This is a genomic window from Streptomyces sp. NPDC048644 (assembly GCF_043199105.1).
In the GTDB taxonomy this organism is placed as follows: Bacteria; Actinomycetota; Actinomycetes; order Streptomycetales; family Streptomycetaceae; genus Streptomyces.
Genome location: NZ_JBICVO010000011.1, coordinates 209,075 through 223,279, shown reverse-complemented (window position 1 = coordinate 223,279; position 14,205 = coordinate 209,075). Strand labels below are relative to the sequence as shown.

General features: G+C 68.9%; 9 protein-coding genes. 6 read left to right on the top strand and 3 right to left on the bottom strand.

Annotated features, from left to right (window positions below):
• Positions 1-79: 79 nt before the first annotated feature.
• Both ACGFNI_RS24950 and ACGFNI_RS24945 read left to right on the top strand, forming a co-directional pair.
• Positions 80-3,178, top strand: coding sequence for an NACHT domain-containing protein (locus tag ACGFNI_RS24950; RefSeq protein WP_393686857.1), 3,099 nt, complete (start codon positions 80-82; stop codon positions 3,176-3,178).
• An 89-nt stretch (positions 3,179-3,267) separates the two neighbouring features.
• Entirely contained in the window at positions 3,268-3,915 is a 648-nt protein-coding gene (locus ACGFNI_RS24945; protein ID WP_393686856.1) for a TetR/AcrR family transcriptional regulator C-terminal ligand-binding domain-containing protein, read from the top strand.
• Positions 3,916-4,002: 87 nt separating this feature from the next.
• On the opposite strand, the gene ACGFNI_RS24940 is transcribed toward ACGFNI_RS24945, so the two are convergent.
• Positions 4,003-5,223, bottom strand: a complete 1,221-nt coding sequence (locus ACGFNI_RS24940; protein ID WP_393686855.1) for an alpha/beta hydrolase family protein — start codon at positions 5,221-5,223, stop codon at positions 4,003-4,005.
• A gap of 259 nt (positions 5,224-5,482) precedes the next feature.
• Here ACGFNI_RS24940 and dnaK point away from each other — a divergent pair, with 259 nt between their 5' ends.
• The 4 genes from dnaK (at position 5,483) to ACGFNI_RS24920 (ending at position 10,778) form a co-directional block, all read left to right on the top strand.
• Positions 5,483-7,345, top strand: a complete 1,863-nt coding sequence (dnaK, locus tag ACGFNI_RS24935; protein ID WP_393686854.1) for a molecular chaperone DnaK — start codon at positions 5,483-5,485, stop codon at positions 7,343-7,345.
• Positions 7,342-7,923 (top strand): nucleotide exchange factor GrpE, encoded by a 582-nt coding sequence (gene grpE / locus ACGFNI_RS24930; RefSeq protein WP_393686853.1) that lies wholly within the window; start codon positions 7,342-7,344, stop codon positions 7,921-7,923. The genes dnaK and grpE overlap by 4 nt, the downstream gene beginning before the upstream one ends.
• 314 nt (positions 7,924-8,237) lie before the next feature.
• Positions 8,238-9,794, top strand: a complete 1,557-nt coding sequence (locus ACGFNI_RS24925; protein ID WP_393686852.1) for a serine/threonine-protein kinase — start codon at positions 8,238-8,240, stop codon at positions 9,792-9,794.
• 183 nt (positions 9,795-9,977) lie between these two features.
• The gene (locus ACGFNI_RS24920) at positions 9,978-10,778 is read left to right on the top strand and encodes an SAM-dependent methyltransferase (RefSeq protein ID WP_393686851.1); all 801 of its coding nucleotides are present in this window, start codon (positions 9,978-9,980) and stop codon (positions 10,776-10,778) included.
• 87 nt (positions 10,779-10,865) lie between these two features.
• Here ACGFNI_RS24920 and ACGFNI_RS24915 read toward each other — a convergent pair whose 3' ends face one another.
• Positions 10,866-13,037, bottom strand: coding sequence for an NACHT domain-containing protein (locus ACGFNI_RS24915; RefSeq protein ID WP_393686850.1), 2,172 nt, complete (start codon positions 13,035-13,037; stop codon positions 10,866-10,868).
• Positions 13,030-14,097, bottom strand: coding sequence for a DUF6801 domain-containing protein (locus tag ACGFNI_RS24910; protein WP_393686849.1), 1,068 nt, complete (start codon positions 14,095-14,097; stop codon positions 13,030-13,032). The genes ACGFNI_RS24915 and ACGFNI_RS24910 overlap by 8 nt, the downstream gene beginning before the upstream one ends.
• Positions 14,098-14,205 lie beyond the last annotated feature (108 nt).

Genomic DNA, 14,205 nt, shown 5'->3' with positions numbered 1-14,205 from the left:
GGTGGATCTCCGCTCCCGTCCTCCCCCTGCCACAATGCCTGGGTTCATATGGAGGAGTTCATATGGAGGAGGGGTGCACATGCTCGCGGAGACGGCGGCGTTACGGCTGGGCACGACCGTGGCGAACGCGGCGGGCCAGCTATGGCTGAAGGGCAGGCAACGCGAGCAGGAGCGTCTGCTGCCGATGGATGAGCTGATCCGGTTACGGGTGCCGGGCATACGGCTTCAACGCGAGGTCAGGCAGCAGTTCGAGCACATCGCCAACGCGGTGTTCGACCGGCTGGAACCGTTCCTGAAGCACGCGTTCCAGCGCCTGGAGGAAGGCGGTCGCCAGGCCGTGATCGACAGCGTGGCCGACACCTTCACACGGGCCGACCTCTCCGACGAGGCGCTCCTCGCCGCGAACGCCCGCCCGGCCGAACTCGTCCGCCACATCACCGGCTCCGTACGCGGACCGGTCGGCCTGAACGAGGCGGAAACCCGGCTCTACGAGGTGCTCTTCGCCGAGTGCGTCGAGTACTACGTCCGCATCGTGCGCAGCCTGCCGGTCTTCGAGGAGCGGGCAGCGGGGGAACTGCTGGTGCGGACGGCCACGTTGGGCACCGAGGTGGCACGAATCCTGGAGCGCCTCCCGGACCGCTCGCTCTTCGCGCCGGACGGCACGGACCACGACACCGCTTTCCGCCGTACCTACCTGGAACTGGTCAGCAGGGACCTGGACGAGGTGGAGCTGTTCCGGAGCACATCCGATCAGGCGACCGCGCCCCGGGTACGGCTGTCCGTCGCGTACGTCAGCCTGCGGGCCACCGGGGACGACGGGAAACGCCGCCGCGTCACCCGCTCGCTGCCCGCGCTCAGGCCCGACATGAGCGACTGGGAAGAAGCCGGCGGCGAGGGTTCCGGGATGCGGGTCGAGGCCGCGTTGAGCGGTGCGTCCCGGGTTCTCCTGCGGGGCGAGGCAGGATCGGGCAAGACGACCTTGCTGCGCCGGCTGGCCGTCATGGCGGCACGCGGGGCTTTCACGGGTGAGCTGGCCGACTGGAACGGACTCACCCCCCTCCTCATCAAGCTGCGTGAGTACAGCGACCGCACGCTTCCTGATCCGGAGGCGATGCTCGACGGAATCGCCGGACCCATCACCGGGATCATGCCCAGAGGGTGGGTGGAGCGGCAGCTCCACGGTGGCAAGGCACTGCTGCTGATCGACGGCGTGGACGAACTGCTCGACCGGGAGCGCCGAGCGGTACGCGACTGGCTGCGCAAGCTGCTGGGCCAGTACGACGGCGTACGGGTGGTCGTCACCTCACGCCCCGCGGCGGCCGGCGCGGACTGGCTGCGCCGCGAGGACTTCACCGCCCTCCACCTGGACCGGATGACCCCACCGGACCTGGCGGCCTTCGTCCGCCAGTGGCACCAGGCCGTACGGGAACTGGGCGGCGAGCTCCCCTGCTCCGTGGACGAACTCCCCCAGTACGAGCAGTCCCTGCTCACCAGCCTCAAGGACCGGGCCCACCTCCAATCACTGGCGGGCACACCGCTGCTGGCGGCCATGCTGTGCGCGATGCACCTGAACAGGGGCCGCCAACTCCCCCGCGACCGCATGGAGTTGTACCGAAACGCCCTGCACACACTCGTCCACGACCGGGACGCCGACCGCAACGTACCGAGCGCGGTGGACAGCAAGCTCAGCCTCAGCGACAAACTCGTCATCCTGCGAGACCTCGCCTGGCGGCTGTCGGACAACAACCGCAGCGAGATCGACCTGGAGCGGGCGGCCGGATACGTCGCGGCAAAGCTGAGGGCCTTGCGCCACCTGGACGTGCTGGACGGCAACCAGGTCCTGGAGCAGCTACGGCACCGCTCCGGAATCCTCCGCTCCCCCGCTCAGGGCCGCATGGACTTCGTGCACCGCACCTTCCAGGAATACCTCGCCGCCAAGGAGGCCACGGAGGAGGACCGCATCGGCAACCTGGTCGGCCGGGCACACCTGGACCTGTGGCGAGAGACCATCATCATGGTGGCGGGCCACGCCACCACCCGCCAACGGGAAGAACTCCTCGGCGGCATCCTCGACCGAGCCGAGGACGAACCCCGCCACGCCCGCACGCTCCGTCTCCTGGCCGCAGCCTGCCAGGAAACCCTGCCGTCCGTATCGGACGACCTCGCGGACCGCCTGGACCAAGCCATAGCCAAGCTGCTCCCGGCAAGACGAAAGACGGACCCGCCGGCGCTGGCGGCGGTGGGGCCCAGCCTGCTGCGCTGGCTGCCCCGATCTTTGGGACAGCTGACCGAGAAAGCCGCGGCGCAGACGGTACGGACCGTGGCGCTGATCGGGGGTGAGGAGTGCTTGGAGCGGTTGGCGGGGTACGTGGGAGATGAGCGTGATGGAGTCGTCGATGAACTCATCCGCGCATGGGACTACTTCGACGCGGATAGCTACGTGGACGACGTTCTGTCACGGCTTCCGCTGGCGGAACACCCGGTATCGCTCAATCATTCCGGCCAGATCCAGGCGGCAAGCCGGTTGCGTTCTCTGACACACATTGACATTTACCACCCCGTACGGGAACTCGGGTTTCTCGCTGGGTTCCCGCCCCTCAAATGGCTGTGGGTGAATATTCCCAGGCAAGGCGTTGACCTGACACCCCTCCGGAACCAGCGCGATCTGGAACAACTCCTGTTGTCCGGCTACGGGACGGCAGAAGGAGTCTCGGCCCTCGCGGACCTCACGGAACTGAACTGGCTGGCGCTTCCCCTCCCGGAGGATCTGGACCTGAACACCCTGCGCCTTCTTCCCCAACTGAAAATCCTCAGCCTCGCCAGGATCGCGGCGGAAGCGGATCTGAGCCCGCTGACCGCCCTCTCCGACGTGCAGGAGTTGCACCTGGTCGGCGCCGACGAGTGCACGGGGCTAGGTTTCACAGAGCTCGCAGCAATGGCCCGTCTCAATAGCCTCTTTCTCCTCCACCATGACGTGAACGCATGGCTCACGACACTCAAGAGCCCCCCACCCTCGTTGACACACCTGTTTATGGAAAATTGCGTCGTACCCGACGACCCTCACGCCTTCACGCGTTTCGAGAACCTTAGAAGGCTGACTGTCTCCGAGTGCCACACCCCCGACGGCACACGCATCACCACCCTCGATATCCCAGGTGTGGTCACCCAGGTCGTCTGACAACACAACGCCCCGGTCCCGAAGGAGGCCAAAGGGCCACCGGCGAACTCTGCGATAGATCCCTCCCCCGAAGCCGATACCCTGAGGACATGTCCCCGGCTTCCTCCCCAGCTCCGCGGCGGCGCCCCGGTGGCCGCACGGCGCGGACGCGTGCGTCCGTGCACGACGCCGTGCGGGAACTCCTCGCCGACGGCAGAACGGACCTCACCGCACGGGAGGTCGCCGAACTCTCCGGCGTGCACGAGGTCACGATCTACCGCCGCTGGGGTTCCATCGAGTCGCTTGTGCTCGACGTCGCCACGGCCCAGTTGAACGAGGAGGCGCCCTTCCCTGACACCGGTGAACTCCGCGCCGACCTGCTCACCTGGGCGAAGGCCGTCGCCGCGCAGTTGCAACGGGGCGACGGGTTCGCCTTCTTCAAAGCGCTGGCCGCCGCCGTGTCCCCCGCGTTCGGCGCCCCTGCCGAGGACACACCGCCGTACGCGAGGAACTACCTCCGGAGCCGTGTCGAGCAGATCCAGAGCGCGCTGGACCGCGAGACCGAGAAGGGCGACACCCCGCCGACGGTGGACATGGTGCTCGACCTGATCCTCGCGCCGCTCTACCTCCGGGCGCTGTGGGGCTACGCGTCCCCCGACGACGTCGAGATGCTCGTCGACCGCGCCCTGGCCGCCGCGCGACCTGGCCAGGACGGCGAGGAGAGCCCGAGCCGCCACCCCGGCCGCCCCGGCAAGTGAGCCGCCGGCCTCAACTCTCCACGCCTCCCTTGCCGTTGCCGTTTCCGTCGGTTCCGATGGTCAGCGCAACCGGAACCGGCGTTCCCCTCAGCGGTTGACCGGGGTGCGGTCGTCGAGCCAGTCGAGCATCTTGCCGAACGCGTAGCGCTGCGCGCCGAAATGGCAGTGGGCGTCGGCGCCCTCCTCTTCGGTGAACCGCAGCAGGGTCTTGTCCGACGTGGTCAGCGCGTTGTGGACCTGTTCGGGCTGGCCGTCGAAGAACAGATCGTCGGCCGCCTCGCACACCAGCACGGCGCACGTCACGCGTTCCGCGATCCCGTCGCGCAGGTGGTAGTCCAGCATCCGCGCCGCGAACTCCCGCGGCGTGGCGCCGCCCATCACGAACTGCCCGTGTTCGAACGCCCAGCGGGCACTGGGGTTGCTCCGCATCACGGCGGCGATGGCGGCATCGGTCTCGGGCGCCGACTCGGCGGTCAGTGCCCGCTCGGCCTCCGCGCGGTCACCTCCGACGAACTTCATGGCGAAGGCACCGAGGTCGTACACCCCGTCGTTGGCGATGACCGCCTTCAGCCTGGGTTCGAAGGCGGCGGCCCGGACGCACAGCTCCCCGCCGAGGCTGGCCCCGTAAAGGCTGATCTTGTCGGGGTCGACCTCCGGCCGGCCGAGCGCGTAGTCGATCACGGGGCCGACGACGTTCTCCCAGTCCGGCCTGAACAGCAGTCCCTGGGAGTGCCGCGTGCCGGGCTGTCCCGGGCCGTCGAAGCACAGCACGTGGTAGCCGCGCTCCTGTGCCGCGAGCGCGCCGAGGAACCTCAACTCCTCGGCCGTGCCGTCGAATCCGTTGTGCATCACGATCAGCGGCTGACGGCCGGGCAGCGGACTCGGATAGAAGTAGCCCGGCAGCGTCGTGTTCTCGTACGGCACCTCGACCCGCTCGATGGTGGGCCCTGACAGGTCCACGAAGCGGTGGTAGGCGTCGATGGACTTGTCGTACGCCGTCCGGATCCGCGGGTCGCCGGGGTCGCCGTGCAGGAAGAATTCCGCGGTGCGGTAGTAGTTCGACGCGCGCAGGTAGGTGTCCCGTGCGGTGACGGCATGGCCACCGCGCTGCGCCTCGACGGCCACCTCCCACAGGCGCTCCGCGGTCGCGGACCACTCGTCGTACCAGCTGTCGTAGTCGCCGGACGTGATCCGGCCGGCCGTGTACAGAACCTCTCCGAAGTCCGCACCGCCGTAGGCGCTGTGCCCCAGCGACCGCAGCGTTTCGAACCAGAAGCTCTCGTTCTCGTGGAAGAGCAGCTGCTTCACAGGGAACGCTCCTTAATGTAGGTGGACCTGCATTAAGTGACTATGACAGCGACCGACCGCTAACGCAAGGCGGCTTACATTAAGCCGCCTTTTATTGCCCATATGTCACCAATTGCCACCTCTTGTGAAGTTTGCGGACGCGCGTTAAATAGAGGGTGTCGTCATGCCCGTGGACGCGTGCTGCGAGACGGCCGGTGCCCTGCTCCGAGCGCTGCCGACGGGGTGTGACGCGTGCGATCCGCTCTGAAAGGAGCGCGTGATGACACGGGCAGTGGGCATTGACCTGGGGACGACCAACTCCGTCGTCGCCGTACTCGAAGGCGGCGAGCCGACGGTCATCACCAACACGGAGGGCGCCCGTACCACCCCGTCGGTGGTCGGTTTCGCCAAGAAGGGTGAGGTGCTGGTCGGCGAGGTCGCCAAGCGGCAGGCGGTGACGAACGTCGAGCGCACGGCGCGGTCGGTGAAGCGGCACATGGGCGAGGCGCAGTGGCGCTTCCCTGACAGCGGTGACATCGACGGCAAGCAGTACACGGCGCAGGAGATCTCGGCGCGGGTGCTGCAGAAGCTGAAGCGCGACGCCGAGACGTACCTCGGTGAGGACGTGACGGACGCGGTGATCACCGTCCCTGCCTACTTCAACGACAGTCAGCGCACGGCCACCAAGGAAGCCGGGGAAATCGCCGGTCTGAAGGTGCTGCGGATCATCAACGAGCCGACGTCCGCCGCGCTCGCGTACGGCCTGGACAAGGAGAACGACCAGACGATCCTGGTCTTCGACCTCGGCGGCGGCACCTTCGACGTGTCCCTCCTGGAGATCGGCGAAGGGCTGGTGGAGGTGAAGTCCACCAACGGCGACACACATCTGGGCGGTGACGACTGGGACCAGCGGATCGTCGACCACCTGACCCAGCAGTTCAAGAACGCCTACGGGATCGATCTGGCGCAGGACAAGATGGCCACCCAGCGGCTGCGCGAGGCCGCGGAGAAGGCGAAGATCGAGCTGTCGTCCGCGACCGAGACGGCGATCAATCTGCCGTACATCACCGCATCCGCCGAGGGCCCGCTGCACCTGGACGAGAAGCTCACACGGGCGCAGTTCGAGCATCTCACCGCCGATCTGCTCAACCGCTGCAAGGGCCCGTTCCACAACGCGGTCGAGGACGCGGGGATCAGTGTCCCGGACATCAACCACGTGATTCTGGTGGGCGGTTCCACCCGCATGCCGGCGGTGACCGGTCTGGTCCGTGAGCTGACCGGCAAGGATCCGCACAAAGGCGTGAACCCGGACGAGGTCGTCGCCATCGGCGCCGCTCTCCAGGCCGGAGTCCTCAAGGGTGAGGTCAAGGACGTCCTGCTCCTCGACGTGACCCCGCTGTCGCTCGGTATCGAGACCAAGGGCGGGATCATGACGAAGCTCATCGAGCGGAACACGACGATCCCGACCAAGCGGTCCGAGGTCTTCACGACGGCCGATGACAACCAGCCGTCCGTGCAGATCCAGGTCTACCAGGGCGAACGCGAGATCGCGGCGTACAACAAGATGCTCGGGAGGTTCGACCTGACCGGTCTGCCGCCGGCCCAGCGCGGTCTGCCGCAGATCGAGGTCTCCTTCGACATCGACGCCAACGGCATCATGCACGTGACCGCGAAGGACCTGGGCACCGGCAGGGAACAGAAGATGACCGTCACCGGCGGCTCCTCGCTGCCCAAGGACCAGATCGATCGCATGATGCGGGAGGCCGAAGCGCATGCCGAGGAGGACCGGCGGCGCCGCGAGGCCGCCGAGACCCGCAACCAGGCCGAGCAGTTCGTGTACCAGACGGAGAAGCTGCTGGCCGACAACGCCGACAAGATCCCCGATGAGGTGAAGACCGAGACGGAAGACGCCCTGGCAGACGTCAGGGACAAGCTCAAGGGCGAGGACAGCGCCGCGATCCGTGCCGCCATGGACAAGGCGGCGGAGGTCTCGCAGAAGATCGGCAACGCCCTCTACGCCCAGGCCCAGGGCGCCGCGGGTGACACCGGATCCGCTTCCCAGGGCCGGCCGGACGGCGGAGCGGACGAGGTCGTCGACGCGGAGATCGTCGACGACGAGCGGGACAAGGGAGGTGCGGGATGAACCGGACGCCTGTATTCCGGCCGCCACGGCAGCAACTCCCCGTCCCGGTACGCGACAACCGGCGCACCGGCCCGGTGACCGTACCGGGGCGGGAAGGCGCCGCCCGCGGAACCGCCCCGGCCGGGGAAGGACAGGACGCCGCGCTCGCAACGCGGCTCGCCGAGCGCACGGCTGACCTGCAACGCCTGAAGGCCGATTACGACAACTACCGCAAGCGCGTACAGCGCGACCGCCTGGCGGTCCGGGAGGTCGCGGTCGCCAACGTCCTCACCGGACTGCTTCCCGTACTGGACGCCATCGACCGGGCGCGGGAACACGGCGAACTGACCGGCGGCCTGAAGGCGGTCGCCGAGCTGCTGGAAAGCCGGCTCGGCGCTCTCGGCCTGGAGACCGTCGGAGCGCCGGGCGACTCCTTCGACCCCACCCGGCACGAGGCCGTCACCCACGAGGTGTCCGGCACTGTCGACCGGCCGACCTGCACCGCCCTGCTGCGCCGCGGCTACCGCGTCGGACAGCAACTCCTGCGTCCCGCGCAGGTCACGGTCACCGGGCCGGAGGAAACGGCGACGCGGCCGTAGGGCCGACGCGCGGCAGGCCGTCCGTGAGGTCCCGAGGCGCGCTCGCGTGGGAGCGGTACGGCTGGTGGCGGACGCCTCGGTGCCGGGGATTCCTGGGCCGGCACCGTCTCCCGTCGCGGCCCTCTCCCCCGTCCGCCCACTGCACCTGCCCGTCCGCCTGCCGCACTCGGGCCTGAGCCGTCGCCGCACAGCGGAGCCATTACATTGCTCGGGTACGCGGGCAGCTGACCAAGGGAGCGACGACGGTGGACGCGGGCAACGGAGGCGCGGGGGATGCCGGTGCCGGGGCTGTCGGCCGGGGAGGCGACGGCCGGATGGTCGCCGGACGGTACCGGCTCGTTGAACGGCTGGGCCACGGCGGCATGGGCACCGTCTGGCGGGCTCGCGACGAGCGGGTGCACCGCGACGTCGCGGTGAAGGAGCCGCGGATCCCCAACAGCCTTTCCGAGGACGAAGGCCGGCGGTTCCTGGACCGGATGCTGCGGGAGGCGCGGGCCGTCGCCAGCGTCACCCACCGCAACGTCGTGACGCTGCACGACGTCGTCATGGACGAGGGAAGGCCCTGGCTCGTCATGGAGTTGGTGCGCGGACGCTCCCTGGCCGACCTGTTGGACGAGGGCACGCTCGCCCCGCCGGAGGCCGCGCGGATCGGCCTGGAGGTGATCGATGCGCTGGCCGCGGTGCACGCGGCGGGTGTGCTGCACCGCGACGTCAAGCCCGCCAACGTGCTGCTCGCCGAGGACGGCCGGGTGATGCTCACCGACTTCGGCATCGCCTACGTCGAGGGCGCCGCGTCGCTGACGGAGACCGGCGCGATCATCGGGTCGCCGCAGTACATCGCGCCGGAGCGGGTGTCCGGCATACGTCCGGACCCCGCATCGGACATGTGGTCGCTGGGGGTGCTGCTCTTCGTCACGGTGGAGGGCTGGTCGCCCTTCCGGCGGTCGAGTTCGATCACGACGATGCTTGCCGTACGGGACGAGAGCCCGCCGGCCCCGACACGATCCGGGGCGCTGTCCCCCCTGATCACCGCGCTGCTGCACAAGGAGCCTTCGGCGCGCCCGGACGCCGCACAGGTGAGGGAAGCGCTCAACGCGGTGGCGCACGCGCAGGCGCTGGAGCAGACCGGCGGACGGCCACCGGAGGAGGAGACCGCCGCCCCCGTCATGCGGATCCCCGAAGGCGGGGCCGTACGCCGACGGTGGTACCGCACCGTGCGGGGGCGGGTGATCACTGTCGTCATCGCAGCGGCGGCGCTCACGGTGCTGGTCCTGGCGTTCGTCCTGTCGCCCGAGGCCCCGCCCTACAACGGCCCGGCCGCGATGCCCGCGCGCTGGCAGACGGTCCACGAGAACGAGGTGCGGGTCAGCTTGCCTGCACCCGTCGGATACCAGCGCGCTACGCCGGACGACGCCGTCAACCCCGCGGTCCAGTACCAGTCGCCTGACTTCGGCACCACGACCGTGGGGGAAAAGCCGCCCCCCGGGGTCCAGTTCAGGATCCAGATCTACCGGAATCCGCACACCGCCGACGCCACACCGGGCGAAGGCACGGCCAACGACCTCGCCGGCTTCTACCGCACCGAGGGCCGCGAACTCCGCAACTACACGTTCAACGACCACGCCACGTTCGGCGACCGGCCGGCCTCCACGCTCGACGCCCGGTACTACGCCCCGGGCGACAAGGCCGCGGGCATCCTCAGCCGCGGTCTCCAACTCAAGGTCATCACCAAGGACTCCGAGGTCGAGTACTCCCTGTACGTCTGGGCGCGAGGCCCCGAGAAGGAGGTGGAGGGGGACGCGCCAACGGCCTTCTACAACAAGGTCGTCGCCGGACTGCGGATGCCGGACATCAAAATGGGCCGGTCCTGACGGTCCCGGCGGTCGTGCCGTGGCCATCCCTCCGGCATCGGTGATCATGGCAACAAGTATTCTCCTCCTCACACGTGCCGGCCGCGTCCGGGGACAAGCATTGCGGCCGTGCGGTCCTGAAGGGGCGAGGGGTTGACCCGCGCCCGGGAACACACGACTGGCACCAGCGAACGGAGCGCTTCCATGGCCGACCGCGGCACCCCCGCCGAGGAGATCGACACCAGCAGGCCGCATCCGGCCCGCATGTACGACTACTTCCTGGGCGGCAAGGACAATTACGAGGTCGACCGGATCGCGGCGCACCGCGTCATGGAAACCGCCCCCGAAGTACTCGTGAGCGTCAGGGAGAACCGCGCCTTCATGCAGCGGGCGGTCCGCTTCCTCGTCGACAACGGCATCCGGCAGATCCTCGACATCGGCACGGGCCTGCCCACCTCGCCGAACGTCCACGAGGTCGCGCACGGCATCTCGCCCGATGTCCGGGTCGCCTACGTCGACAACGACCCCATCGTGAACGTGCACGCCAACGCGCTGATGTCCGGCAGGGGTGTCGGCAACACCAGCATCGTCATGGCCGATCTGCACGATCCGCAGGCCATCGTCGACCACCCCGACGTCCGCAGGGTGATCGACTTCGACCGGCCGGTGGGTCTTTCCCTCGTCGCCATCGCGCACTTCATCGCCGATGCCCAGGACCCCTGGGGCATCGTGGCCACCCTGCGCGACGCGCTTCCGGCCGGCAGCTACCTCATGCTGTCGCACACCGCCAACGACATCTACCGCGACCGTACCGACGCCGAGGCCGTGTACAACAGCTCAACCGCCGCCCTGAAGCTGCGCAGTCACGCCGAGATCCTGCGGTTTTTCGACGGCTTCGACCTCGTGGAACCCGGCCTGGTCCAGGTCCCCTTCTGGCGGCCGGATGAGCCGCTGCCTGACGATGCCCGCGGCGTCGGCTACTACGGCGGGGTCGGCCGGCTCTGACCCGCCCGGGGTGCAAGGCCGGTGCCGCCACGGGGCGTTGGGGCCGTTGGACGCCGGTGCACGACCGGGCGGGGCCCGGCGGTCGGTTCAGCTCTCCTCGACCGCCTTGCGCGTCCCGGTGAGGTGGTCCTGGAGGCTCGCGTGGCGGAACTGGTACACCGCGCCTGCCCGGCGCAGGGCGCCTCGTTTGCAGGCGTCTTCCAGGAACGTGACCAGTCTCCAGGGCAGTCGGCCCGTCAGGGGGAGCCAGATGCGGGCGAGTGCGACCCACTGGCCCCAGGCGGTGAGGCAGAGGCCGTAGCCGATTCCGGCGCCGAAGGCGCCTTCGATGCCGAAGGCGAGGCCGAGCCGGAGGCTGCTGATGGGGTCGGCGGTGATGCTGCCGACGAGTCCGGCCACGAGTCCGAGTACGAGTGCCCAGACCAGGAGATGGGAGATCACGTTCGCACGGTTCGACCGCAGCAGGTCGGCGCAGCGTGCGGCGGCCTCCACCTTGAGCGGGATCTCCAGCCAGGTCATGATCCCGAGTACGATCCCCCCCGACAGGCCGACCTCGGGAGGGAAGACGAGCGCGGACAGCAGCCCTCCCCCGAGCCCGTCATCGAGCCCGAGCCGCGGCACAGCGAGTCTGTCGACGAGCAGGAGCGCCAGCGCGACCGCGAAACCGATCAGGACTCCGGTCATGACCCGCGTCATGACCTTGGCGGAGAACCGTGCGCCCAGGTGCTGTGGACGGCCGAAGAGACGGACCTGTACGGGCGAGGGTTTGAGCAGCTCACTGCCGTCGGCGAGCCAGTAGACGAAGCCGAACGCCCCTCCCGTCACGAGCCCGTGCAGGAGTCCGACGACGACCCCGCGCCGGATGGCGAAACCCAGTCCGTGTGAGGTGGCGATCAGGTCGATGGGGATGTTGCCGATGCAGGTGACGACCGCGAAGGACAACCCCGCGAGGAACGCGATCAGGGCGGTGCGCGACGTGCGGCTCATCGAGGTGCCGAGTTTCCACCAGGCGAGGTCGGGGGTGTCGAGCTGCTTCAGGTGGCCCGCGAGGTAGCCGAGCCAGCGTTGGGCGCGCTGCGGGTTCCATCTCCGGGTGGACGCGGTGCGCCGGTCGCCCGGCCGCCGCTCGTAGACCGACGGCAGGAAGCTGCTCAGGAGATGGTCCTCAAGGCTTTCGCGGGTGGTGAACCGGCCGTCTTCCAGCAGCGCTGCCGGGCTGCGCCTCGGATCGTCCCGCTCGCTCCCGTGCTCGTGCCCGCTCTCGTCGGACTCGTCGCTCTCGCTGTAGATGGTGCGGGCGAGGGAGACCATCAAGGGGGTGGCCAGCACTGCGGCGAGGGGGGCTTCCGGTCGGTTGCCCAGCTCGGCCAGTACGTCGGCCCATCCGGGCATGTCGTCCTCGGCGCTGCTGAGAACCAGGTACTCCCCCGAGTCCTTCAAGGTGAGATCGGTCAGCTCGACGGCGGCGGCGTGCGTCAGACCTCTGGCGCTCTTCCGCTTCGCGGCGGCGTATTCGTCGGAACGGCTGGTCAGGACCAGCGGCATCAGGCTGAGGCGGGAGAGTTCCTTCAGCGCGGCGGGGCGGAGGCGCTCGGCGATCTCGTCGAAACCGTCCAGGACGGGCAGGATGAAGCCCCGTGCGACCAGCGCGGCGGCCAGCGTCCTCCCGTCGTCGCCGATCGTGGTCAAGCCCGGCTGGTCACGGATCAGTTGGCTGCTCAGCCAGTCCAGCAGCGAATCGGTGGTGGGGTTCCAGGACCCGAGGCTGAATATCTCGGGAACGGGTTCGCCGGGGTCGCGGACCTCCAGCCGGTCCAGCACGAACCGCAGGCCCAGGATGGTCTTTCCCGAGCCGGCCCGGCCCAGCACCACAAGGCGGCGGGAAGGGACCTTTTCGTAGATCTCGGTGATCTGGTCCAACGACCCGTCCAGGTCCAGGGGTTCGGCCGTCTCCCCGTAGGGCGTCCGGCGGATGTTCTCCCAGCGGTCCATCAGGCCCTTGCGCGCGGTCTTCCAGCGCACCGGCAGTGGTCTCGGGTCCTGGATCTTCCGTCGTTCCTCCTCGTGCTGCCAGCGTTCCTCCACCGCGGCGGCGAGTGTGTCGGCGGTCTTGGCCAGCTCGCCCTGCGGTGGCCGCGCCGGCGCGGGGCCGACGTTCACCACCTCGATCTTTTCGGCCTGGATCACCGGCCCGGTGGTGGAGCCGCTCACTTCGTTGTGCACCGAAGGCTCGGCGCCGGCGGACGAGACGTCAGCCATGTCGGCCCTCCGGCCCGTCGGCGTCGGTCCGGTGCCGCCTGCGCCACCAGACGCCTCCCCATGCGGCGGCACCTGCCACGGCTCCTACGGCGAGGACGCCGACGACCGCACGGAGCGGGGCCGCGAGGTCGGAGCCGCCGGTCGCGGTGACGGTAGCGGTGGGGGAAGCGCTGGTCGGGGCGCCGTCGGCCGGGGGATTCGCCTTGCCGCTCGCGGTGTCCGACGGGTCGGCGTCCGGGGTGGCGGAGGTGGGCCGTCCGGAACCCGATGCGCCCGGCCCGGCCGTTCCCTCCGATCCGCCCGATCCGCCCGGTCCCCCCGATCCACCTGACCCGCCCGGTCCACCCGATCCGCCCGGTCCGCCCGATCCGCCGGTTCCCCCCGACCCGCCCGGTTCGGCCGTGGGTTTCCCGTGCGTCGGCGAAGGTGTCGGACGCGGATCGGCCGGCCGGATCTTGAATGCCGCCAGAACACCGTCCTGACCGGAATTCAAAGCGCATGTCGAGTCGACCTTGCCCAATGCGGTCTCGTCGCCGCTCGCGTCTCTCGGCGTGATGCGCATGGCAATCCCGCCGACAATGACCTTTCCTTCTCCCGGCTTGCGGAAAATGAGCGAAGGCAGCGTCCCACTCGCTTTGACGGTCAGTGCGCCGGAACCCGGGACCTTGGTCACCGGCACCTTGAGTCGCATGGACATGGGGATGTCGCCCTGTGGTGAGGTCACGACGGCTTTCACGTCGGCGATGCCGTCGACGGTTGCCGCACCGGCGAGGCGGAGCGCCTGCGTGACGGTGGAACTGACCGTCGCCGCGGTGTTGATGGGTGAACGGGGCGTGGCCCGGCCGACCACGTGCGTGTGCGGCGCGTTCCACACGACCGATGCCGCCATCGGATGGTCACCGATCAGGCGGTACGAGCAGGTGTAGTGAAAGGTGCGCGGAGCCGCTTCCGAGACAGTGGAACCGGCTCCGGACATCCCGACGCCTCCGACGAAGGCCACGGTTGTGAACAAACGGAGAAAGCGCCCTCTCGCGCCGACCGTCGATAACTCAGCAAGCATGCCTACGCACTTTACGCAGGCATTTCGAAAAACACAGCCGAAAGGGCCGAATCTTTACTCCTTGCACCGGAACTACATCGGAACACAAACCAGTTATCGCTCCGTTCC